Genomic DNA, 20678 nt, shown 5'->3' with positions numbered 1-20678 from the left:
TAGCGGAGGCCGTATGGACAAGTTTACCCAGACCGGCGTCGTCGATGACATCCGTTCCCTGGATCGGTTGCGGCAGTTGAGTACCCAGGGCAAGGCCAGTCAGCAGCAGGCCCTGGAGGCCGCCGCCCGGCAATTTGAGTCCCTGTTCACCCAGATGTGGATGAAAGGCATGCGCCAGGCCAACTCTGTGCTGACCCAGGATAGCCCGCTGAACAGCCGCTACACCGAGTTTTACCAGGGCATGCTAGATCAGCAGATGTCCGCCACCGTCAGTCCGGCGGGTGGCAAGACGGGCCTGGCCGCCATGCTGGTGCGCCAGTTCTCCGGTAATCAGGCAGGCAGCAGCGATGCCGAGGTGCCCCGTCAGCTAAAGATGCCCGAAGGGCGTCTGCCGGTCTTGCGGCGCCTGGATACGACACAGTCCAAGGACAGTCAAAATGTTGGCACGGATAGTGCTGAGCAGAGTGCAGGCACCGAGGCGGTGGCGCGGCAAGCGAGCGAGGGACGCCGGGCCCGCTTTCGCCACCATGCCGGTGTCTCGGCCGCCGAGCGCTTCGTGCAGCGGCTGGAGGGGCAGGGGACGAGCCGGTCACGCAGCCAGCAATTTGATTCGCCACAAGAGTTTGTCCGGCAACTGTTGCCGGTGGCCCGGCAGGTGGCGGCCAAGCTTGGCCTGTCGCCGGAGGCCCTGGTGGCCCAGGCGGCGCTGGAAACCGGCTGGGGCAAGCATGTGATGCCGGGGGCCGATGGTGAGTCAAGCCGCAACCTGTTTGGCATCAAGGCGGGCAGCCGCTGGCAGGGGCAGCAGACCCAGATGAACAGCCTTGAATATGAAGACGGCAAACCGGTCATGCGGTTGTCGCAGTTTCGCAGCTACAACTCCTATGCTCAGAGCATGAAGGACTATGTGGAGCTGATCGGTCGGCATCCCCGCTATGAAAAGGCGCGGGCGGTCGCCCAGGATCCCGAGGCGTATTTTGAGGCGTTGCAAGATGCCGGTTATGCCACGGATCCGCATTACGCCCGCAAGTTGAAGCAGGTTCTGCGCAGTGAGGCCTTCGAGCAGGCGCGGCAAGAGATGGAAACCTAAAAAGGGGTAAGGTATGTCTACCGATCTGTTGGGAATTGGCACCTCAGGCCTGTTGGGCCAACAGCGGCTGCTTTGGACCGCCGGCAATAATATTTCCAACCTCAACACCGAGGGCTTCACCCGCCAGCAGACCACCCTCTACACCAACGCGGTGAACCTTGGGGTGGGTAGCAGTAATACCACCCGGGTACTCAATCAGTTTGCGCAGGGCGAACTGTGGCGTGATACCTCCACCCATGCCTACAACAGTAGCTATTACGCTGATGTTGCCTATACCGACAAGCTGCTGAGTGATTCGGCCAACAGCGCCGGCGTGGGGATCGATAACTTCTTCAAGGGGCTGCATTCGGCCAACGAGACCCCCAACGGTCAGTCTGGGCGTGAGGGGGTGCTGAGCAACATCGACAGCATGCTCAACCGTTACAGCGCCCTCAACAGCCAGCTGACGCAGCAGTACGATACCGCCAACGCCAAGATTGGTAATGCGGTCAACAAGATCAACACCCTGCTCAGCAACATCAACGACCTCAATACCCAACTGATCAAACGGCAGGGCAGCGGGGATGATGGCACCTCACTGCACCTGATGGATCAACGGGACGAGCAGGTACGCCAGCTCTCCGAGATGTTGGATATCCGCACCGTGCCGCAGGATGACGGCAGCCTGCTGGTGAACATGACCACGGGGCAATCCTTGGTAGCGCGCGGGCAGGCCGCCAGCATGTTGGTGGTCAATGGTGACCCGGACTCTCGAGAAACCGGCATTCAACTCTCCCTGAACAAGGCGACCACCAGTCTCAAGCAAGAGGTGCTGGGCGGTTCGCTGGGCGGCATGTTTGCCGCGCGGGATGAGCTGGCGCCCACCAAGCGCCAGCTTGGTCAGTTGGCGGTGGCCATGGCGGATGCCATGAATCAACAGAACCGCCTGGGGATGACGCTGAATAACCAGCTGGGCGGCGATATCTTCACCCTGCCCAGCAGTGAGGGGCTGCCCTATGCCGGCAATGCCGGTACCGGCGCCGTCTCGGTGGATTTCATGGCGGGTGAGGGGAGCAATGTCACCGGTATGGATTACCTGGTGACCTTCACCACGGCGAACGATTATGAGATTTACCGGTTGGATGATGATGGTAAGAAAACCGGCTCGCCCATCACAGGGACTACCACCTTTCCTGCCACCATCGATCTGGACGCCGAGGGGCTCAGCTTGAATTTGTCCGGCGCACCGGCCGCCGGCGATAAATTCCTGCTGCAACCGACCTTGAATGCGGCGGGAGGCTTGAGCCGCGAGCTGCGGGTGGCGGATGACTTGGCGCTGGCATCCCCCCTCAAGCTTACCGCCGACAGTAACAACTACGGCACGGGTAGCATCAAGCTGGATGGGGTGACTAACACCGACGGTAGCTCTGGCTTTAGCAGTGGGTCGCTGGACAGCGCGGCCCCCCACAGCGTGACCATCGACGATAGCGGCAACTATGTGGTGTATGACGGCACAGGGGGCGTGATTGGCACGGCCGCCGCCAGCACCGGGGGTAAGAACCTGATGGCCGCCATCTATGGCTCGCCGGCGGCGCAGACTTACCCAGGCTTCGAGTTTTCTATCGATGGCAGCGTAGCGCCCGGCGACAACTTTACCCTGGAGTTCAACACCGACGGTTTTTCTGACAACACCAACGGCCTGGCCATGGCGAACCTGCAGAATAAAGATTTGGTGCGCCGGGCCGATAGTACATCTGCCGACAATACCATCACCCTCAACGAGTCCTTTACGGCCCTGGTGACGGGGGTGGGCAGCAAGGTGAGTCAGGCCAAGACGGAGATGACGGCCTCGGAGGCCAAACTCACCCAGAGTCAGGACTGGTACAACAGTGTCAGCGGCGTCAATCTGGATGAAGAGGCGTCCAATCTCATCAAGTATCAGCAGGCTTACTCGGCGGCGGCACAGATCGTCAACGTGGCCAAGAGTACCTTCGACACCTTGCTCAATGCGGTGAGCTGATAGAGCAGGAGGAGAGAGTCCATGCGTATATCCACCAACATGCAGTTTGATCGCCATCTGCAGTCACTGATGAATACCTCGGGGCGATTGGACAAGGCGAACGAACGCCTGCTGAGTGGTGATAAATTCGCCACTGCCGGTGAGGATCCTTTTGGCATGAGCCAGAAGATGGGACTCACCACCAATATCGAGCTGTACCAGCAGTACACTACCAACGGCAATCTGCTGCAGAGCACTCTGAGCCATGAGGAGACGGTGCTCTCCTCTATCAACGATAATCTGCTCAGTACCACCACCTTGCTGCAGAAGATCCAAAACGGCGCCATGAGCGATGGGGATCTGCAGGATCTGGGTCATGAGTTGGAGATGCGGCAGGCCGAGTTGTACGACCTGATGAACAGCAAGGACCCCCAAGGGGAATACCTGTTTTCGGGTAACCAGACCCAGACCCAGCCGTTTGCCAAGGATGCCAACGGGCGTTACGTGTTCCAGGGAGATGCCGGCGTGCGCAGTGTGCAGGTGTCGCCCTCGGTGTCGATCCAGGCTAGTGACAGTGGACATACCATCTTTGAGACGGCCGCCACCCGGCGTACCGCCAGCCCGCTGACGGGTAACAACAATATCAGCATACTGGTGAGTGATCAGGGCGCCTACGATACCTATTACAAGAACAACTACGATACCAGCAGTACGGCCAGCAATAGCTTTATTTTCAATACCATTGCCGGCACGCCAGATACATACGAAATCACCGACAGCGGTGGCACTGTGCTCAAGTCTGGGGAATATGTCGCTGGTGAGGCGCTGGATTTTAATGGCCTGTCAATTACCGTTGATGTGGCGACCGGGGGCAGTCAGAGCTTTCAGATGGACTCACCAACCAATGACAACATCCTCAACAGCCTGAGCGATATCATAGCCGTGCTTAAGGATCCCTCCTCCTTGAGTGGGGATGAATTGCAGCAGGCGGTGGCGGATGTGCAAACCCACATGAGCCACACCCGTGATCAGGTGGGTACCGCCTTGTGGCAGACCGGCGCACGGATGAACACGCTTGATTCTGTGTTGGCCTCCAACGGCAGCCTGGAAGAGAGCAATACCGAAGCTCGAGCGGCAGTATCCGAGATCGACATGTATCAGGCCATCACGGACCTGTACAAGGAGCAGAATGCGTTGAGCGTGGCCCAGCAGACCTTCGGCAAGCTGCAGCAACAGAGCCTGTTTGATTATCTTCGCTAAGCGATTCATGAGCCCATCTACAACAAGGCCACCTGCGGGTGGCCTTGTTGTTTTTGCCATCTGGGGAAGCAAAAAAAGCTAAAGGAATCGGCAGTGGGACCGATAAACAAGGTGTAAGGCAGTTGCGATATCCCAAAGCCAAGAAAGTTGAAAAAAGTGCTAAAGGAAATCCCAGACTGACCGATAAATAAGTCAAGCAGGCAGACATAACACACTAATAAGCCTGGTTATTTTCAAAAATAAATGCTTAGGAGAAATTGATCATGGCTATGTATGTCAACACCAACGTTTCATCACTGAATGCTCAGCGCAACCTGACCAACAGCAGCAAGTCTCTGGATACCTCTTACACCCGTTTGGCCTCTGGTCTGCGGATCAACAGTGCCAAGGACGACGCCGCCGGTTTGCAAATTGCCAACCGTCTGACCTCCCAGATCAATGGTCTGGATCAGGGTAACCGCAACGCCAACGACGGTATCTCTGTGGCGCAAACCGCAGAGGGCGCCATGGATGAAGTGACCTCCATGCTGCAGCGGATGCGCACCCTGGCTCAACAATCTGCCAACGGCTCCAACAACGACGAAGATCGCGATGCGTTGCAACAGGAATATCAGCAACTGGCTACCGAGATCAACCGAATTGCCAGCGATACCACTTTTGGTGGGCAGAAGCTGCTGGATGGTAGCTATCGTGGCGAGTTTCAAGTTGGTGCCGATGCGGCTCAAACCATCTCTTTTAGCATGACGGGTTTCTCTTTGACCGTTAGTGGATTGGCTGCGGCTAATACAGGTATCTCTTACACTGTCAGTGCCGATTCAAATGGTGATTTCGTAGCGACATCCGCTGCGGCGGCGCTCGATTGGGCAGATATCGATGATATCTCCGGTTCTACTGGTAGTAATGCTCAGCTGGCCATGGCCAACCTGGATCTGATGCTCAAGCAGGTAGATACCAAGCGGGCAGAACTGGGGGCGGTGCAGAACCGGTTTGACTCCACCATCCGCAACCAGGCCAACGTGTCTGAGAACGTGAGTGCGGCTCGCTCTCGGATCCGGGATGCGGACTTCGCCACCGAGACGGCCAATATGACCAAGCAGAACATTCTGCAGCAGGCCGCCTCCACCATACTGTCTCAGGCCAACCAGCGTCCGCAGTCAGCCCTGCAACTGCTGCAAGGTTAAGGTTTTAAATAAAGAAACAGGGCGGTGGTTCAGGCCGCCCTGTAGAGGATGGATTAGAGGGGTGTTCGGATACGCGGTCTCTAATCTATCGGGAGAGAGTTGACTCTCTGGTTACACGCTGAAACATTCTGCCATGGCCTAATGCCAATGTAGAGTGAAATTCAGCCAATCTCCTGAGCACTTGCTCATTGGCCAGCCAAGCGCTGGCCTTTTTTGTGGGCGCCAACGTCTTGGCACTCCCCTACTGTATAAGCATTTACCATGCCAATGTGTTTTTGGCTGCCATCATAATCGCCGGCAATGTCCATGTCTTCTGCTCCCCGGTCATGGGCGGGGCATAAGACCCAGTGTAGCCTTCCGTCTCTTCATTGCCTTGTGACGGCAACCCGGCAAGCTGTTGCCGCTTTTTTTTCCCTGAGGCAAAAAAATTCCTAAAGCTTTCCATACGCAGGCCGCTAACCAAGATGAAGCAAATTGAGGGGTGTTCGGAAATCCAACTATTTGCGGTACTGCGGGTCTCGCGTCCGGTTCAACGTGACGACCCGCGCTCGGGCCAACAGGGTCGGTTCAACCCAGTTGGCCTGAACGGTGGGACTCATCGGACTTATGTGCGAATGAGGCTCGCAGTTAACTTCTCATCGGGAGAAATATTATGGCTTTGTACATCAACACCAATACGTCATCTTTGAACGCTCAGCGTAACTTGATGAATACCAGCAAGTCGCTGGATACTTCCTACACCCGTTTGGCCTCAGGTCTGCGCATCAACAGCGCCAAGGACGATGCGGCTGGCCTGCAGATCTCCAACCGTTTGACCTCTCAGATCAACGGCCTGGATCAGGGCAACCGTAACGCCAACGATGGTATCTCTGTGGCCCAAACCGCAGAAGGTGCCATGGATGAAGTGACCTCCATGCTGCAACGCATGCGTACCCTGGCTCAACAATCCGCCAACGGCTCGAACAACGAAGATGACCGTGATGCACTGCAGCAGGAATATGCGCAGCTGGCGACAGAGATTAACCGAATCTCCAGTGACACCACTTTTGGTGGACAGAAGATACTGGATGGTAACTATCGTGGTGAATTCCAGGTAGGTGCCGACGCTGCCCAGACCATTTCTTTCAGCATGACTGGTTTTTCCATGACGGTAAGTGGGATCGCTGGTGCCAGCACTGGTTTGTCATACACTGTCAGTGCCGATTCCAATGGCGATTTCGTGGCTACCTCTGCAGCAGCGGCATTGGATTGGGCGGATATTGATGATATATCCGGCTCCACCGCCAGTAATGCACAACTGGCCATGGCTAACTTGGATCTGATGATTCAACAGGTTGACTCCAAGCGGGCCGAGCTGGGTGCGGTGCAGAACCGTTTCGACTCCACCATTCGCAACCAGGCCAATATCTCTGAAAACGTCAGCGCTGCGCGCTCTCGTATCCGGGATGCCGATTTTGCTACCGAAACCGCCAACATGACCAAGCAGAACATTCTGCAGCAGGCTGCCTCCACCATACTGGCGCAGGCAAACCAACGTCCGCAGTCCGCCTTGTCTCTGCTGGGTTAATTTGGGCTCGACCATCAAGTGAGATGAGGGGGAGATTATGGCAAACGAATCCATTCCATTAACGCCTGCCAGCGTCTCTTCCCTATCTGTAACAGACCCGAGCGGCCGCAAGGCCGCTCAGGTGCTTACAGATCAGTCGGAAAGTGTCAAAAGTTTGGCAGGCTCGTCTGCGACCCAGACCAACACAGAGCCCAAGGAAGACGCCAAGTCGCCTGCGGATGTGCTGGATGACATCATTAAACAGGCCCAAAAATTGCAAGAAATGAGTCATCTTAAAGGGTGGGCGGTGAATTTCCGGATTGATAATGATCTGGATAAGACCATCATTACCGTGGTGGACTCAGAAACCCAGCAGATGATACGGCAAATTCCCAGTGAGGAGCTGCTGAACATCAGTCGGCGGGTACAATCTATGCAAAATGGTGAGTCAGGCAGCCAGGGCATGTCTGGATTGCTGTTAGATAGTCAGATTTAAACAGGGGCCTTAGTGCCACTGGGGAGGAAAGAGCTATGGCCACAATCACATCTGCCGGTGCCGGTTCTGGTATCGATCTGGAAAGCATCATCTCAGCCAGTGTGGAGGCCAAGCGTTCCCAGCTGCAGACTCCGGTTACCACCAAGAAGACCAATACCCAGATCAACCTGTCAGGGTTAGGCAAGCTCAAATCCGCGATTTCATCTTACGTATCCACCTTAAAGGACATGACCAAGACTGGGGCGTTTAACAAACGCACCGTGGAGATAAAGCAAGATGAGGATAACCCTGTCTACAGCGTTGAGACCAAGACGGGGGCCTCCAATGGTCAGTATGACATCACAGTCAATCAACTGGCGGCTACCAGCAAATTTACCGGCACCTTCACTAGCTCTACCTCCGCTCTGGTGACTGCGGATGCTACCCTGTCCTTTGGTGCCGGTGATAAGTCCTTTACTGTCAATGTCAAAGCGGGGGACACCCTGGAGAGCATTCGCAAGCGGATCAATAACAACGGCGACAACTTTGGTGTGACGGCCAATATCATCAACACCGCCAGTGGTGAGGCCAAATTGGTATTGGACTCCGGTGTGACTGGGGCAGGCAATGACATGACCATTACGGGTACTGGCGAACTATCTAGCTTTTCCTCCAACTTTACGCAGACCCAAACAGCGCAGGATGCCAGCATCACTGTGGATGGCAACACCCTCACCAGCGATACCAATGAGTTTGATGACTCCATCGTCGGTCTGAGCCTGACGGCGCTTCGTGTCTCCGATACAGACCCTTCTGACGTCACAGGTGCAACTCTCAAATCCAATCAGCTGTCGATTACCACTGACCGCACAGGTATCCAGGATTTGGTGAAAGGCTTTATCAATGGCTATAACACTCTGGTCAGCACGGCGAATGGTTTAGGAAAGCGCAACTCCGTAGTGGCAGGGGAAAGCCAGGATGATGGTGGCGCCTTGGCCGGCGACTCTGTGACCCGTAGTATTGTCAACGTAATGACGGGTATTGTTAGTAGTAAATCAGATCAATCTTCTGTCTATAGCTATATTTTCCAATTGGGTATTGAGATGGACAAGGATGGTGTTCTTTCCTTGGATGAGGATAAATTCAATGAGGCGCTGGATAATAACTTTGAACAAGTCGTGGCTCTGTTTGGTGGTGATGACGGAGTAGCCGGCCAACTTTCCAGTGCATTGGAGGTATATTCTCGTACCGGCGGATTGTTGGCCCAACGTCAAGATAGCCTTAATTCTGATTTGCGTGAATTGTCTTTCAAACAAGCCACTATTACAGAACAAATGACAAAGTATGAGGCTAATCTTCGTGCACAATATGGTAGCCTTGACAGTCTTTTGGTGCAGATGAGCCAGTCTCTTTCCTATTTGAATCTCATCGCAAACTCCACTAGCAGTAGCTAAAATCGCATTGTTTTTATTCTTGGGGCGCCAACATGTACCGTAAAAACCTTAAGGCCTATACCGCCAATAGCTTGCAATCTGAGATGTCGGTTGCGGATCCTTACCGCATCATTCAGTTGATGATGCAGGGGGTGATGGAGCGTTTAGCTCAGGCCAAGGGGGCGATAGAACGGCGGGATTTTGAGGCCAAATCGGTTGCTATCTCCAAGGCCATCGGCTTGTTGGATGGCTTGCAAGGCGCATTGGATCTTTCCTACGGCAAAATCCCTCAAGACTTGTTTTCTCTCTATGACTACATGAAGCAACGGTTGATGGATGCCAGTCGGGAGATGAGTCAGGAGCCAGTGGACGAAGTAGCGAAACTATTTATCACCATCAAGTCTGCCTGGGATGCGATACCTCCTAGCGAGCGGGAGCTGGCCTTATCTCAGAAGCAGGCGCAAGAAGGTGATCTATGACCGACAGTCCCCGCCAGGGACAAGATAGAGATTGGTCGTCGCTGATAGCGCGCCTCGACGAACTCAGCCGTCAGATACAGACGGCGATCAAACAAGAAAAATTTGATAAGGCTAAGCAGCTTGGCGACGAGCGCTTAGCCTTGTTGTCTGTGCTAGTAACACAGCAAGACCCAGAAAACCCTTTCCCCGATGCCTTGGTCACTCTTGCACGCCAACTGCTTAGCGTTGAGGCGCCACTACAATCTACGTTACTGGATGAAAAGGAACGGATTGGCAGTAATATTGCCAAGATGGTCACGGGGGCGAGGGCGAATGCCATGTATAAGAAAAATAGACAATGAGATACTCAGGAGCGACAAAAATGGACATCAACAAGCTGATCCTGAAGACTGAAAAGCAGGCGGATAAACTTCGGTTGCAATCAGCACAGGAAAAGGCCATGGCTGAAGTCTTGCCAATACGCTTTGCGCAAAATATCGTTGCATTTGAGCGGTTTATACCTGATATAGCCAATACCTTTCGTCAGTACAGCCCTAATAGGGCATTTCGTTTTTTTTGTAATGAGAATGGCATACCAAATCTAATTTGGCTAGATGATAACATTGCCCTTTATGGCGATGACCCCCATTTGCAGGCACAAGAACAGATTGAAGAAGTGATCACTAGTTCGTCGGTTAGGCGGTTTAATTTTGGCGTTGAAAAAGATCTCTTTAATCAAATACATGTTCAGTACCTAAATAAGATGGTGGGGCACTTGAATGCGGCAAAATCTATTCATTCTCCTATGAATAACCTACCCGACAGCATCCCTATGGCAATGATGTTTGGAGTTGGGCTTGGTTATCAGCTTGGCTATCTCTATGAACGTTGCAAGATTAAAAATCTCTTCATTTTTGAGCCCGACATTGATCTATTCTATGCTTCTTTGTTTACCTTTGATTGGGCTCCATTGTTGAGTTATCTTGATGAAGAGAAACTAGGTATTCATATATTCATAGGGCAGGATGAAGAAAATATAATGGCGGACTTGCTGATTGCTCTTAATAAAAGAGGGGCATTTTGGTCTGCAAATATGTTTGGTTTTTGGCATTACCCTAGCAAACAAGTATTCAGTCTGGTGGAGCGGGTCGCTCGAGAGTTTTACATGTTGAGCACCGGCTGGGGTTTTTTTGATGATAATTTATTTGCATTAGCGCACAGCGCAGAAAATATTGCTTTGAAGACTCCATTTTTACTGAAAGGTAAAAAGGTGTCAAATAGCGATAGTCAGGTGCCAGTGTTTGTTGTTGGAAATGGGCCTTCCTTGGATGTGGCTATTCCTTTTATAAAGAAGTATCAGGATCGCGCAATAATTGTTTCCTGCGGAAGTAGCATCTCTGCTTTGCATAAACAGGATATAAAGCCAGATATTTATGTTGCTATTGAACGAACTAAGGCCGTCCCAGATTTTATTGGTTTGCTCGGTGACAAGGAATATTTAAGGGATATATTGTTTTTGTCTTCTGATGTAATTCACCCGGACTGTCACCAGTATTTTGATAGAATGGCTGTTGGATTTAAGCCAAATGAGCCAATGTACTCCATTTTCGCAAAAAACTTCATGGAAGCTAGCAGGTTTGAAGTGCTTAACTTTATTAACCCGTTGGTTGGCAACATTGGGATTGGCATGCCGGTGACCCTGGGGTTTAAAAATATATATCTTTTCGGCTTGGATAATGGATATAAGGACAAGGAACATCATCATTCTAAGCATAGTGCGTACTACGATGCTGATGGTAAGCCCATTGATGCCTTGACTAAGATTGTTTCTGCTGCCACAGGCTTTACTGCTCCTGGTAATTTTGGTGGTACTGTGATCACGAACAGGCTGTTTGCGGCATCTGCTCGAGTCATGGAGTCACTGCTTAAACATAATGATGATGTTAACTGCCATAACTGCAGTGATGGTGCCCTTGTGGTTGGCGCCAAACCGCTGTTGCTCTCTGAACTGCAGTTATCTGATCGAGGGATAGACAAAAAAGCGATAGTTGATTCTATATATTGCAATATGTTTTCACCGCTACCGGTCGAACCATCTTGTTTGCCTGAATTGTTGGATGTGGACGGATTTGTTAATTTCGTAAATAGATTAATCTCGGAATGGCAGCAGCCATATACTAGTCGAGATGACATCTGTGAAAGAATGCAGAGGCAGTTCGGATATCTCGTGTATCTTGCTGGTACTCGCTCTCAACATATTTATCGAGTCTTGATAGGCACCGTCAACTATCTCTTTGCTCTTTTATCCACTGCATTGTACCTTTTTGATGATGAGACTGTTACTGCCAAGATGATGAATGAGCTTATTGCAATCATGATAGAGTATTTGGAAGAAACCAAGGTGAAATATCCGCAGGCTTTGGTGACCAAAGACACAATTGACTGTGAAATAGTGAAGCTCTATCGCAATAACTCAACATCTAATTAGTTTCTTGATAAAGGGGCACGTTGTGAAGAATGCATTAGTTACCGGTGCTGATGGTTTCATAGGTTCTCACTTGGTTGAGCTATTGGTTCAAGAGGGCTTTGAGGTGACAGCGCTTGTACAATATAACTCCTTCAATGATTGGGGGTGGTTGGAGCAGGTCTCTTGTCTCGATAATATCACGGTAGTAAGTGGTGATATTCGAGACCCTCATTTTTGTCAAAAATTGACTAAGGGAGTGGATGTCATCTTTCATTTGGCCGCTTTGATTGCCATTCCCTATTCCTATGCCGCGCCTGATAGCTATGTGGATGTGAATGTCAAAGGCACGCTGAATATCTGTCAAGCTGCCCGCGACAATGGGGTGAGCCTAGTAGTGCACACCTCTACCTCTGAAGTATATGGTACAGCACTGTATGTGCCTATCGACGAGCGGCATCCATTGCAACCGCAATCACCCTACAGTGCCAGCAAAATAGCGGCTGATGCCATGGCCATGAGCTTTCATAACGCCTTTGAATTGCCGCTCGTCATCGCCAGACCATTTAATACTTACGGACCACGACAAAGTGCTCGAGCCGTCATTCCCACTATTATCACTCAGATCGCCGCTGGCAAATCAACCATAAAGCTGGGCGATGTCACTCCTACGCGGGACTTTAATTATGTTGCGGATACCTGCCGTGGCTTCCTTGCGCTAGCCCGGTGTCCTGCAGCCATAGGGCAGACGGTTAACATCGGCTCCAATTATGAGATCTCCATTGGTGATACGGTTAATCTGATCCGCGAGCTCATGGGGTCAAATGTAGAGTTTTTGCTGGATGAGACGAGGGTCAGACCTCAAGGCTCAGAAGTTTTCCGTCTATGGTGTGACAATCGCCGGTTGATTGAGCTGACAGGCTATCGCCCTGAGACAGATATACGAACTGGCTTAAAAAAGACCATTGATTGGTTTACTCAGCCAGTGCACCTTTCTCGTTATAAGACCGATATTTACAATGTCTAAACTGCGTCCTGCCTTGATGGAATTGGTTGACTTTGTGCACCGCTTATATGGTGAGCAAGGTGCGGTTCCACTGCATTCTCCGGTTTTTTGGGGAAATGAAAAACAATACTTGTGCGACTGTATCGATACCACCTTTGTTTCCTCAGTCGGTGCCTATGTGGATCGATTTGAAGCCATGATATGTGAGTTAACCGGTGCGGGGTACGCCATTGCCACTGTTAACGGTACGGCGGCATTGCATGTTGCATTGCGCCTAGCGGGGGTGCAGCCGGATGACTTGGTGGTGACTCAACCTCTGACCTTTGTGGCTACCTGTAATGCCATCAGTTATCTGGGGGCTTCCCCGGCGTTTGTTGATGTCGACTCACAGACCTTGGGGATGAGTGCTGTGGCGCTGGAGGCGTGGCTGCTGGAGCATGCTGAACGTCGTGTGCAAGGCACCTTTCATAAATCCCTCAATCGGCGGATTGCCGCTGTGGTGCCCATGCACAGCTTTGGCTTGATGTGTGATATCGAGGCATTGCTGAGAGTCTGTGATAGCTGGCAATTGCAGTTGGTCGAGGATGCGGCAGAAGCCTTGGGCAGCCGTTCGCAAGGCCGTCATGCCGGCACCTTTGGCCAATTGGGTGCATTTAGCTTTAATGGCAATAAGATCATTACCTGCGGCGGTGGGGGGTGCATTGTTACTGATGATGAGGTGTTGGCCCGGCGGGCAAAACACCTGACAACCACAGGAAAGCTGCCCCATGCCTGGCACTTTTATCATGATGAAGTGGCTTTCAATTATCGTATGCCCAACATCAATGCCGCATTAGGTTGTGCTCAGTTAGAACAGCTAACAAGCCTGCTGGCAGACAAGCAAGCTACCGCCTCGGCGTATCAATCATTTGGTATGGCGCATGGTCTGAACTTTGTGCCGGCGCGTCCAGGCACAGAATCCAATTACTGGTTGAATACGCTGCTGCTGGATTCACTCAGCGAACGGGATGCTTTTCTGCATTATGCCAATCAACAGGGGGTGCAGGCGCGTCCGGCTTGGCGGCTGATGAATGAGTTACCTGCCTTTATTACAGCGCCCAGTGGCCCATTGCCAGTGGCAAATGATTTGGCTCAGCGTCTGGTGAATCTGCCCAGCGGTGTACGAGGACTCGATTGATGTGGACTATAGCGGTGGTGACCGGTGGCCGGGCTGACTATGGTCTGCTGCGTCCCTTGCTCTGTGCCATTGAGGCGGATGATAGCCTGGCGCTGATGCTGATTGTCACCGGCTATCACCTGAGTGCCCAGCACGGTGAGACATGGCGGCAGATCGAAGCCGACGGTTTTGCCATCGCCGCCAAGGTTACCTCACAGCAACCGGGGGACAGCCACCTGGCGATGGCCCGCTCGTTGGGGCAGGGGGTGTTAGGGATGAGTGAGGCGCTCCATGATCTTGCGCCTGATGCGGTGGTGGTGCTGGGAGACCGCTATGAGATCCTGGCGGCGGCTGAGGCGGCGCTGCTGCTTAACATTCCGTTGATCCACATTCACGGCGGCGAGTTGACCCTGGGGGCGATTGACGATGCCATCCGCCACGCCATCAGCAAGATGGCCAGCCTGCACTTTGTCTCGACCGAGGAACATCGCCGGCGCCTCTTGCAGATGGGCGAGGATGAGCGGCGCGTATTCAATACCGGCGCCCTGGCTGTCGATAATGTGGCTCAGGTTAAGCTGCTTTGTGTCGAGGAATTTAACGCGCGTTTTGGCACCCGTCTTAAACCGGGTTTTTTGCTTGTGACCCTGCATCCAGAAACGCGGGGCTGTGCCTCTGCCGAGTGGTTGGCCACCTGCATGTGCCGGCTGCTAGAGCCGCATTTGGCGCGGGGGATTGTCATCACAGGTAGCAATGCCGATGCGGGGGGGGCCTGCATTGATGCGATACTGCGTGACTTTGCGGCTCGCCATGATGGCGTATGGCATTTTGCTGCTCTGGGCCTTCAGGGCTATCTGTCGGCGGTGGCCGCCGCGTCCGTGGTGGTGGGCAACTCCTCCAGCGGCCTGATTGAGGTGCCTATCCTGGGTACGCCAACCTTGGATATTGGCACGCGCCAGAGCGGCCGTTATGCCCCTGCCTCGGTGATCCAGGTGGCGGCCGAGCCGGATGCCATGGCGGCGGCCTTGTCTGGGCTGCTGCAATGCCCTCGCGCAGACACTGGACGGGGCCAGCATGAATATGGGGCGCCTGGGGTGGCCGGGCGCATGCTGGAATACCTCAAAGCAGCCTTGAGCGAGGGCCTGCAAAAACTGCCGTTTGTCGATAGGGAGTAATCAATGAACACCCGTTCTGATGCCGTGTTTATCATCGCCGAGGCCGGGGTTAACCACAACGGTGACCTGGTGTTGGCCAAGCAGCTTATCCAGGCGGCGGCGGCGGCCGGCGCAGATGCGGTTAAGTTTCAGAGTTTTGTGGTGGACGAGCTGGTCACCCCCGAGGTTGGGATGGCTGATTATCAGCGCCGTAACCTGGATAGCGAGCAAAGCCAGTATGAGATGCTGAGCCGTCTGGCACTGAGTTTCGAGGCGCAGCGGGCGCTGGCCCTCTATGCCGCCGAGCAGGGGATAATGTGGCTATCTTCACCCTTTGATCTCACGAGTCTCGCCTTCTTGGTGGATGAGATGCATCTGTCGCTGCTCAAGATCCCCTCCGGTGAGCTGACCAATGGCCCTCTGCTGCTGGCGGCTGCCCGCTCATCCCTGCCGCTTATCGTCTCTACCGGCATGGCGACCTTGGAGGATATCCAGCATGCCTTGGCGATCTTGGCGTTTGGTGCTCTGGATAAGACCAGTGCGCCAACGCCCGAGGCGCTGGGCGACCTCTTTAATAACCCTGCCGCCCTGGCCGCCCTGCGCCAAAGAGTCACACTGCTGCATTGCACCAGTGAGTACCCGGCGCCGGCCGACAGCATCAACCTGCGGGCTATGCAGACCTTGCGCGAACACTTCAAGCTGCCGGTGGGCTTTTCTGATCACAGCCAGGGGATCCACATACCGGTGGCTGCCGCTGCACTGGGGGCTTGCGTCATCGAAAAGCACTTCACCCTAGATCGTCAGCTACCAGGTCCGGATCACCTTGCCTCGCTGGAGCCGGACGAGCTGGGCCAGATGGTGCGACAAATTCGCGAGATTGAGCTGGCCGTGGGGGATGGCCGCAAGCAGCCGACGGCCGCCGAGCTCAATACCGCCGCCTGCGCGCGTCGCCGGCTGGTTGCCCTGAGACCGATTGCCGAGGGGGAGTGCTTCAACGAAAGTAACCTGGGGGTGCGCCGTCACCACGCCGGGCGTTCCGGCCTCGATTATTGGCAACTGCTGGGCCGGCCCGCCGGGCGGGATTACCAGGCCGGTGAGGGGATAGCATGAAGCCGGTGCTGTTGCTCGGTGGCGGCGGGCATGCCGCCGTAGTCCTGGATGTGCTAACACTCTGTGATGTGCCGATGGCCGGTTATCTGGCGCCGTCACCAGGTCGGCTGGACCTGCCATATCTTGGCGATGATAGCCTCTTGTCGACCCTTTCTCCGTCAGACTATCGCGTGGCCTTGGGGGTTGGCAGCACAGGGGTGATGCCGCTACGGCGCCAGTTGTTTGAGCGGGCAAAGCGGTGGGGGTTTGAGTGTGTCACCCTGATCCATCCGCGGGCGATCGTGGCGCGCTCGGCCGTGCTGGCCGAGGGCGTGCAAGTGATGGCGGGGGCTGTGATCCAGCCGGGTTGCCACCTCCACGAGAATGTCCTCGTCAACACGGCCGCCAGCGTGGATCACCACTGCGAGCTGGCCGCCCACTGTCATATTGCCCCGGGAGCCCGGCTCAGTGGCGGCGTCCGCCTTGGCGCGCTTTGCCATGTGGGAACCGGGGCTTCTCTGCTCCAGGGGATCACCCTTGGGGATCACTGCTTGGTGGCGGCCGGTGCCGTAGTGCTCGGCAACTGGCCGGCCGGCAGCCGTGTTAAAGGCATACCTGCCACGCAGTTTTAGCTCCCGGTTGGCACTATAATTGCCTAATCTTGTGAAAAATCCGGGGGATAGCTGATATGAAACGTTGGCAAAACGCACTGATCCCGCCTGACACCACCATAGAGCAGGCGATACTGGTGATCGACAAGAGTGGCTTGAAGGTAGCGCTGGTCGTCGATGGCGAACGCAAGCTGCTGGGCACAGTGACCGATGGCGATGTCCGGCGGGGACTGTTGCGCCATCTGCCGCTCTCCGTTCGGGTGACCGAGATCATGCAGGCTTCGCCCATCACCTGCCAAGACGGTCAGCCCAGAGAGGAGGTGCTGCGCCAGATGCGCCTGCGGGGTGTGGAGCAGATCCCTGTGCTGGATGCCCATGGCCGCATCACAGGGCTGCAGACCCTGCAGGAGCTTAACCAGCCGCTGCGGCTGGACAACAGCGTGGTGCTGATGGCCGGCGGTCTGGGCTCCCGGCTGCGGCCCTTGACCTCCGATTGTCCCAAACCGATGCTCAAGATCGGCGCCAAGCCATTGCTCGAAACCATCATAGAGAGCTTTGCCGAGCATGGCTTCCATAACTTTTATCTCTCCGTCAATTATCTGGCGGAGATGGTGAAGGACTACTTCGAGGACGGCAGCGAATGGGGTGTAAACATTTGCTACCTGGAGGAGGAAAAGCCGCTGGGCACGGCTGGCGCCTTGGGGTTGATAGACAAAGCGCAGCTGACTCTCCCGGCCATAGTGATGAATGGTGACATTCTCACCCGGGTCAATTTTGCGGCCCTGCTGAAGTTTCATCAGGAGCATCAGGCGGCGGCCACCATGTGTGCCCGGGAGTGGCAGTATCAGGTGCCCTACGGTGTGGTGAATGCCGAGGGCCATAAGATAGTGGGGATCACCGAAAAGCCGGTGGAGCATTATTTTGTCAATGCCGGTATCTATGTGCTGGATAGGCCTGCCTTTGATCTCATCACCCCCGGTGAATACCTGGACATGCCAACCCTGTTCAACCTCTTGATCGAACAGCGGCAGGAGACCTGCCTGTTCCCGATCCGGGAGTACTGGCTGGATATCGGCCAGCACCATGACTTTGAACAGGCTAACAAGGATATCTACGAGGCAGGTTTTTGATGAAAGTGCTGGTGGTCGGCTTTGGCAGCATAGCGCAAAAGCACCTGCTTAACCTGCAACAATGCTATCCCCAGGCCGAGCTGGCGGTCTGGTGCCGCGCCGGGCGTCCCCGTCCGGCATGGGCGCTGGCCGGGCTGTTTCACTCGGCGCAGCAGGCCCTCGCCTGGCAGCCGGATTATGCGATCATCGCCTCTCCGGCCTCTCACCACGCCGAGCACGTGGCTGCCTTGGCCCCCCTGGGCATCCCTCTGTTGGTTGAGAAGCCGCTGGCAATGGATCTGAGGCAGGGCGAGCGCCTGTTGAGCGTGGCCCCGCCGCACTGCTGGCTGGGTTATCAGTTGAGGTTTAGCGAAGGCTACGGTTGTGTGCGGCAATGGTTGCCCACCCTGGGGCGCCTTTATTTTGCCCGCCTAGAGGTGGGACAGTATCTGCCACAGTGGCGACCGAACACCCCGGTGGCGGAGATGGTCTCGGCCCGTGCCGAGCTTGGCGGCGGTGTTCTGCTGGAATTGAGCCACGAGCTGGATTACCTGGTCGCCCTGATGGGCTTGCCTCAGAGCGTCTATGCCCGACGTGGCGCCGCCAGTCACCTGGGCCTGGCCGTTGAGGAGTGCGTCGAGTTGACCCTGGGCTACGATGGCGGCGCCCTGGTTCAGGTTCATCTGGATATGCTGCAATACAAGCCCTGCCGCCGAGCCAAGTGGGTGGGCGAGGGGGGGCAGCTGGAGTGGGATCTGCTGACCAACAGCGTCAGTGTCTATGATCGGCAAGGGGAGATCTGCCGCCACCAGCAGAGCGCCCCGGCTGGCGTCGAGATGGCACAACGTCAGTTGCAGGCCTTTATCGAAGGCACCGGCGAGGGGACGCCGGCCAGGGAGGGGCTGGCCGCCTTGCGGATCATAGCGGCTGCCCAGCAGGCGATGGCAAATGGTCGGGAGCAGTCTATTGATGACCAGTAAGACGATTGCTTTTATCTTTGCCCGCGGGGGCTCGAAGGGAATACCCGGCAAGAACATAGCCCTGCTGGGCGGCCTGCCACTTATCGCCCACAGCATAAGGCAGGCCAGGGCCTGCCAGGCGATCGCCCAGGTGGTGGTCTCAACAGACGATGAGGCCATCGCTGAGGTGGCCCGCCAGCAGGGGGCCCAAGTGCCATTTCTGCGGCCAGCCGAGCTGGCTTCGGATAAGGCATCAGAGTGGTTGGCCTGGCAGCACGCTGTGAGTCATTGCCTGCGTGATCCGTCCATCGGTCCCTTTTCCGTCTTCATCAGCCTGCCGGCGACGGCACCCCTGCGCCAGGTGCAGGACATCGACGCCTGCCTGAAACGCTATGGCCAAGGGGACGTTGATATGGTGCTCACCGGTACGCCGGCGCAGCGCAGCCCCTTTTTCAACATGGTGCAGCAAAGGCCCGACGGCCAGGTTGAGCTAGTCATGCCTGGCCAGTACCATCGCCGCCAGGATGCGCCACCCCTGTATGATCTGACCACGGTGGCCTATGTCAGCTCGCCGGAGTTTATCATGGCCCATCAGGGGATCTGGCAAGGCCGGGTGGCGCTGGTCAGTGTTCCTCGGGAGCGCGCCATCGACATCGATGAACCCCTGGATCTCTATCTGGCCGAGTGCCTCTATCAGCGAGAAAACCACGCATGAATAACATCGTCGACCAAGCCGGCAGCTTTCTGAGCCGCCAGGCGGATCTGAGTGATCGGGTTGCCCTGGTAACGGGAGCCGCCGGGCATCTGGGCCGGTTGTGCTGCCAGGTGCTCCAAGAGCAGGGCGCCAGGGTCTATGGCCTGGATCGCCCCGAGAGCCTGGCCAGGCTGGCGGAGGGGGTGATTCCCCTGGGGCTGGAGTTGTCGGCCCCCGACATGCTGGCGCAGCTGGATCGGCTGTTCCCGCCGGGCGAGCGGCTGGATATCCTCATCAATAACGCCGCCTTTGTCGGTACAGACGCCCATGCGGGCTGGGCCGTGCCGTTTGATCAGCAATCGCTGGAGACCTGGCGTAATTGCCTGGAGGTCAACCTGACCGCCCCCTTTGCGCTGATCCAGCACTTGGCGCCCCGACTGGCGGCACAGGGCAAGGGGGTGGTGATCAATGTGGGGTCGATTTACGGCGAGGTGGGGCCGGACTGGTCGCTCTATCAGGGGACCCAGATGGCCAATCCTGCGGCTTATGGCGCCAGTAAGGGGGGCCTGCATCAGCTCACTCGCTGGCTGGCCACCACACTGGCGCCGCAGATCCGCGTCAACACCCTGATCCCTGGCGGTATCTTCCGCCAGCAACCGGCCAGCTTCGTCGAGGCCTACCAGCGGCGCACCCCCCTTGGGCGCATGGCGACTGAGCAGGACATGTTGGGGGCCTTGCTCTATTTGGCCTCGGATCTCTCCGCCTATGTCACCGGTCAATCCCTGTCGGTGGACGGCGGCTGGCAGGCCTGGTGAGCAGAATCCTTACGTTATCCACCTAGCAAGCAGGCGATAGCACCTTGGTGCTGACTGAATGTAGCGCCGAGCTCAATGTGTCGTCGGCGACTGCGAGGACAGCTGTTGCTTGGGCTTGGATTTAGGATTATTGGTGTCGGCATTTTGTTGACTCACCGTCGTTTTTTTGGCGCTAGTGCTGGGCAGTACGGTTTTCCTTGGTA

Annotated in this window: 19 protein-coding genes; all 19 read left to right on the top strand. The window is 55.4% G+C overall.

The window, feature by feature from the left end; translation table 11 throughout:
* Nucleotides 1–13: 13 nt before the first annotated feature.
* Nucleotides 14–1090, top strand: coding sequence for a flagellar assembly peptidoglycan hydrolase FlgJ (gene flgJ, locus ABD847_RS06210; protein WP_345011098.1), 1077 nt, complete (start codon nucleotides 14–16; stop codon nucleotides 1088–1090).
* Between the two features lie 13 nt (nucleotides 1091–1103).
* Complete coding sequence (locus ABD847_RS06205; protein ID WP_345011096.1) at nucleotides 1104–3089, top strand: FlgK family flagellar hook-associated protein; 1986 nt, start codon at nucleotides 1104–1106, stop codon at nucleotides 3087–3089.
* 21 nt (nucleotides 3090–3110) lie between these two features.
* Entirely contained in the window at nucleotides 3111–4328 is a 1218-nt protein-coding gene (gene flgL, locus ABD847_RS06200) for a flagellar hook-associated protein FlgL (RefSeq protein ID WP_345011094.1), read from the top strand.
* Between the two features lie 263 nt (nucleotides 4329–4591).
* Nucleotides 4592–5509, top strand: coding sequence for a flagellin N-terminal helical domain-containing protein (locus ABD847_RS06195; RefSeq protein WP_345011092.1), 918 nt, complete (start codon nucleotides 4592–4594; stop codon nucleotides 5507–5509).
* A 652-nt stretch (nucleotides 5510–6161) separates the two neighbouring features.
* Nucleotides 6162–7076, top strand: a complete 915-nt coding sequence (gene flaB / locus ABD847_RS06190; RefSeq protein WP_345011090.1) for a flagellin B — start codon at nucleotides 6162–6164, stop codon at nucleotides 7074–7076.
* Between the two features lie 37 nt (nucleotides 7077–7113).
* Nucleotides 7114–7551, top strand: coding sequence for a flagellar protein FlaG (locus ABD847_RS06185; RefSeq protein WP_345011088.1), 438 nt, complete (start codon nucleotides 7114–7116; stop codon nucleotides 7549–7551).
* 35 nt (nucleotides 7552–7586) lie between these two features.
* On the top strand, nucleotides 7587–8984 hold the full coding sequence (gene fliD / locus ABD847_RS06180; protein WP_345011086.1) for a flagellar filament capping protein FliD: 1398 nt from the start codon (nucleotides 7587–7589) through the stop codon (nucleotides 8982–8984).
* Between the two features lie 32 nt (nucleotides 8985–9016).
* Complete coding sequence (gene fliS / locus ABD847_RS06175) at nucleotides 9017–9442, top strand: flagellar export chaperone FliS (RefSeq protein ID WP_345011084.1); 426 nt, start codon at nucleotides 9017–9019, stop codon at nucleotides 9440–9442.
* Nucleotides 9439–9783: a flagellar protein FliT gene (fliT, locus tag ABD847_RS06170; protein WP_345011082.1), complete on the top strand. Its 345-nt coding sequence runs from the start codon at nucleotides 9439–9441 to the stop codon at nucleotides 9781–9783. Before fliS ends, fliT begins: the two co-directional genes overlap by 4 nt.
* Nucleotides 9784–9803: 20 nt before the next feature.
* The gene (locus ABD847_RS06165; RefSeq protein ID WP_345011080.1) at nucleotides 9804–11909 is read left to right on the top strand and encodes a motility associated factor glycosyltransferase family protein; all 2106 of its coding nucleotides are present in this window, start codon (nucleotides 9804–9806) and stop codon (nucleotides 11907–11909) included.
* Nucleotides 11910–11931: 22 nt separating this feature from the next.
* Nucleotides 11932–12912, top strand: coding sequence for an NAD-dependent 4,6-dehydratase LegB (locus ABD847_RS06160; RefSeq protein WP_345011078.1), 981 nt, complete (start codon nucleotides 11932–11934; stop codon nucleotides 12910–12912).
* Complete coding sequence (locus ABD847_RS06155; RefSeq protein WP_345011076.1) at nucleotides 12905–14068, top strand: LegC family aminotransferase; 1164 nt, start codon at nucleotides 12905–12907, stop codon at nucleotides 14066–14068. Before ABD847_RS06160 ends, ABD847_RS06155 begins: the two co-directional genes overlap by 8 nt.
* On the top strand, nucleotides 14068–15219 hold the full coding sequence (gene neuC / locus ABD847_RS06150) for a UDP-N-acetylglucosamine 2-epimerase (RefSeq protein ID WP_345011074.1): 1152 nt from the start codon (nucleotides 14068–14070) through the stop codon (nucleotides 15217–15219). Before ABD847_RS06155 ends, neuC begins: the two co-directional genes overlap by 1 nt.
* A 3-nt stretch (nucleotides 15220–15222) precedes the next feature.
* On the top strand, nucleotides 15223–16308 hold the full coding sequence (gene neuB / locus ABD847_RS06145) for an N-acetylneuraminate synthase (RefSeq protein WP_345011072.1): 1086 nt from the start codon (nucleotides 15223–15225) through the stop codon (nucleotides 16306–16308).
* A complete protein-coding gene (locus ABD847_RS06140) occupies nucleotides 16305–16919 on the top strand; it encodes an acetyltransferase (RefSeq protein ID WP_345011070.1) in 615 nt (204 codons plus the stop codon). Before neuB ends, ABD847_RS06140 begins: the two co-directional genes overlap by 4 nt.
* A 56-nt stretch (nucleotides 16920–16975) precedes the next feature.
* A complete protein-coding gene (locus ABD847_RS06135) occupies nucleotides 16976–18028 on the top strand; it encodes a nucleotidyltransferase family protein (protein WP_345011068.1) in 1053 nt (350 codons plus the stop codon).
* A complete protein-coding gene (locus tag ABD847_RS06130) occupies nucleotides 18028–18987 on the top strand; it encodes a Gfo/Idh/MocA family protein (protein ID WP_345011066.1) in 960 nt (319 codons plus the stop codon). The genes ABD847_RS06135 and ABD847_RS06130 overlap by 1 nt, the downstream gene beginning before the upstream one ends.
* Nucleotides 18977–19681: an acylneuraminate cytidylyltransferase family protein gene (locus ABD847_RS06125; RefSeq protein WP_345011064.1), complete on the top strand. Its 705-nt coding sequence runs from the start codon at nucleotides 18977–18979 to the stop codon at nucleotides 19679–19681. Before ABD847_RS06130 ends, ABD847_RS06125 begins: the two co-directional genes overlap by 11 nt.
* On the top strand, nucleotides 19678–20475 hold the full coding sequence (locus tag ABD847_RS06120) for an SDR family oxidoreductase (protein WP_345011063.1): 798 nt from the start codon (nucleotides 19678–19680) through the stop codon (nucleotides 20473–20475). Before ABD847_RS06125 ends, ABD847_RS06120 begins: the two co-directional genes overlap by 4 nt.
* The last annotated feature ends 203 nt before the right edge of the window (nucleotides 20476–20678 follow it).

The organism is Pseudaeromonas paramecii, from assembly GCF_039540575.1.
Classification (GTDB): Bacteria; Pseudomonadota; Gammaproteobacteria; order Enterobacterales; family Aeromonadaceae; genus Pseudaeromonas; species Pseudaeromonas paramecii.
This window is presented reverse-complemented; position numbering and strand designations above follow the sequence as displayed.

Bases quoted from the DNA above. Each gene is read 5' to 3' on its own strand.
- flgJ (WP_345011098.1), top strand. From the start codon at position 14: ATGGACAAGTTTACCCAGACCGGCGTCGTCGATGACATCCGTTCCCTG.
- ABD847_RS06205 (WP_345011096.1), top strand. From the start codon at position 1,104: ATGTCTACCGATCTGTTGGGAATTGGCACCTCAGGCCTGTTGGGCCAA.
- flgL (WP_345011094.1), top strand. From the start codon at position 3,111: ATGCGTATATCCACCAACATGCAGTTTGATCGCCATCTGCAGTCACTG.
- ABD847_RS06195 (WP_345011092.1), top strand. From the start codon at position 4,592: ATGGCTATGTATGTCAACACCAACGTTTCATCACTGAATGCTCAGCGC.
- flaB (WP_345011090.1), top strand. From the start codon at position 6,162: ATGGCTTTGTACATCAACACCAATACGTCATCTTTGAACGCTCAGCGT.
- ABD847_RS06185 (WP_345011088.1), top strand. From the start codon at position 7,114: ATGGCAAACGAATCCATTCCATTAACGCCTGCCAGCGTCTCTTCCCTA.
- fliD (WP_345011086.1), top strand. From the start codon at position 7,587: ATGGCCACAATCACATCTGCCGGTGCCGGTTCTGGTATCGATCTGGAA.
- fliS (WP_345011084.1), top strand. From the start codon at position 9,017: ATGTACCGTAAAAACCTTAAGGCCTATACCGCCAATAGCTTGCAATCT.
- fliT (WP_345011082.1), top strand. From the start codon at position 9,439: ATGACCGACAGTCCCCGCCAGGGACAAGATAGAGATTGGTCGTCGCTG.
- ABD847_RS06165 (WP_345011080.1), top strand. From the start codon at position 9,804: ATGGACATCAACAAGCTGATCCTGAAGACTGAAAAGCAGGCGGATAAA.
- ABD847_RS06155 (WP_345011076.1), top strand. From the start codon at position 12,905: ATGTCTAAACTGCGTCCTGCCTTGATGGAATTGGTTGACTTTGTGCAC.
- neuC (WP_345011074.1), top strand. From the start codon at position 14,068: ATGTGGACTATAGCGGTGGTGACCGGTGGCCGGGCTGACTATGGTCTG.
- neuB (WP_345011072.1), top strand. From the start codon at position 15,223: ATGAACACCCGTTCTGATGCCGTGTTTATCATCGCCGAGGCCGGGGTT.
- ABD847_RS06140 (WP_345011070.1), top strand. From the start codon at position 16,305: ATGAAGCCGGTGCTGTTGCTCGGTGGCGGCGGGCATGCCGCCGTAGTC.
- ABD847_RS06135 (WP_345011068.1), top strand. From the start codon at position 16,976: ATGAAACGTTGGCAAAACGCACTGATCCCGCCTGACACCACCATAGAG.
- ABD847_RS06130 (WP_345011066.1), top strand. From the start codon at position 18,028: ATGAAAGTGCTGGTGGTCGGCTTTGGCAGCATAGCGCAAAAGCACCTG.
- ABD847_RS06125 (WP_345011064.1), top strand. From the start codon at position 18,977: ATGACCAGTAAGACGATTGCTTTTATCTTTGCCCGCGGGGGCTCGAAG.
- ABD847_RS06120 (WP_345011063.1), top strand. From the start codon at position 19,678: ATGAATAACATCGTCGACCAAGCCGGCAGCTTTCTGAGCCGCCAGGCG.